The following is a 1,872-nucleotide window of genomic DNA, read 5'->3' on the forward strand; positions in this document are numbered from 1 at the left end:
TATCTAAAAGTTTACTTTCGGTAATAACAAAAAAGTCCCTTCATAATGCTAAAGGGACTTCGCTCACACAAATGATCTGCACATCAATTCACTTTTGATATACAGATCATTTGTATGATAATTTTTATAAATAATTGCGGAATAATGAACTTACATTACTGCTTTTAAAAGTTCTTGTACAAATGGAATGATTCCACCTACAAATTTTAAAACTGCCATTGCGATTGCCATATTATTTCCTCCTCTTTTTTCGTATTAAGGTATGATAATTTTTATAAATAATTGTGGAATAATGAATTTACATTACTGCTTTTAAAAGTTCTGTTACTAATGGAAGTACTCCACCTAAGAATGATAAAACTGCCATTGCGATTGTCATATTATTTCCTCCTCTTTTGTTGATGCTAAGATGTGATTTATCTTTATGCTTTCATTATAGTAAGCGCTTACATTTTTATCAATACATTCTTATATGCAATATTGCATATTTATATATTCAGACAAAAATTAGACCTCTATTATTTATTCTTTAATGTTATCATATCGAGGTGAGAGTCTTTAAGGGTTCTCCTTAATAGGAGGAAACGGATATGGAAAGAGTGCAAGCGATTATTGACAGTAATCTGAAATTCAAGAGCTGGGTTAAACAGGTACTAGCTATAGGCGGAATGTTAGGGTTCTGCTACTTGGTATTATATGTTTTATGTTTCTTACTTGCTATGTAAATACTATATAACTACACTAGTGGAGTCTTGCCTACAGAGGTAAGGCTCTTTTGTTGTATCTGAGGTTAATTTTTTTTGGAGGTACTCCAAAATATTGGGTTGATGGGTATGTGGTTCTACTTCTATCAATGAAAGTAAACTAATATTCAAAAGTTTACTTTCATTTTTCTTGAAAATATTTTTTGAAGGGTATGAGATATATTTTGACAAAAAACTGAAAATTAAAATATTTAAATGTATAATAAAGTACAGAAGATATTGAAGAAATAAATAGAGAAGAGGGAATATCGTATGACTAGTTTAAAAAATGTTCTTGAGCTGGATTTTGCATATCTTGAAACCTTTACTAGCCGAATAGAGAAATCATGGGGTTCTATATTTTGTAATGAAAGTAACCCATATTATTATGATACAAATCATGCACATGTAAGTGTAGTAAGTTTAAATCCACAAATGATAGTAGATGAAGTAGTCCATTTCTATAAGACTAAAAATATAGTACCTAGATTATATATATACAACTTAGATATGCAAGAAAAACTGATTTCTGAATTACAAATAAAGAATTTTGGATTTGAAGAATTAATAAGTCCAGTCCAATTATGGAATAAGAAATTAACTAAAAAAGATAAAAATGAAAAAATTACTATTGAAAAGGTATCTGAATTAAATTTTGAAGAAGCTTTAGATATTGAATGTAGTATAAAAGAGTTAGGAGGCGAAGTTAGAAAAAAAGCTTTTCAAGATGAATTCCAACATCCAGCATTCACTCACTATCTACTTAGATACAATGGAGTAGCATGTTCCATCGCTTGTATTTTTGAACATGAAAAACAGGCCCGGATGGAAAGTGTAGCTACAATTGAAAATTTTAGAGGTAAAGGGTTAATAGGTGAACTTATCCACTTTATTCAAAGTGAAGTAATGAATAGAGGACTAGATAATCTTTGGGTGATCCCAATTAACGAAACAGTAGAAAAAGTGTATGAAAAGTATGGATTTGAAACAGTAGAAAAAATTAAAACGGGACATGCATTTTTAGAAGGAAAAAGTATTAAAGAAATTCACGAGGGATAGAAAAAATGAGCTAAATTCTCAAACTAACTAATTGTAGAGAAAGAGAATTTTTATCATTTTAGCCAAGAAG

2 protein-coding genes are annotated in these 1,872 nt (G+C 29.4%); both read left to right on the top strand.

The window, feature by feature from the left end; genetic code table 11:
- The first annotated feature begins 590 nt into the window (after window positions 1-590).
- Window positions 591-725 (top strand): hypothetical protein, encoded by a 135-nt coding sequence (locus B5P40_RS33385; protein WP_002192069.1) that lies wholly within the window; start codon window positions 591-593, stop codon window positions 723-725.
- Window positions 726-1,016: 291 nt separating this feature from the next.
- On the top strand, window positions 1,017-1,802 hold the full coding sequence (locus tag B5P40_RS08805) for a GNAT family N-acetyltransferase (RefSeq protein ID WP_002192070.1): 786 nt from the start codon (window positions 1,017-1,019) through the stop codon (window positions 1,800-1,802).
- The last annotated feature ends 70 nt before the right edge of the window (window positions 1,803-1,872 follow it).

The sequence above is a fragment of the Bacillus sp. SRB_8 genome (assembly GCF_003264205.1).
Lineage (GTDB): Bacteria > Bacillota > Bacilli > Bacillales > Bacillaceae_G > Bacillus_A > Bacillus_A mycoides.

Bases quoted from the DNA above. Each gene is read 5' to 3' on its own strand.
- B5P40_RS33385 (WP_002192069.1), top strand. From the start codon at position 591: ATGGAAAGAGTGCAAGCGATTATTGACAGTAATCTGAAATTCAAGAGC.
- B5P40_RS08805 (WP_002192070.1), top strand. From the start codon at position 1,017: ATGACTAGTTTAAAAAATGTTCTTGAGCTGGATTTTGCATATCTTGAA.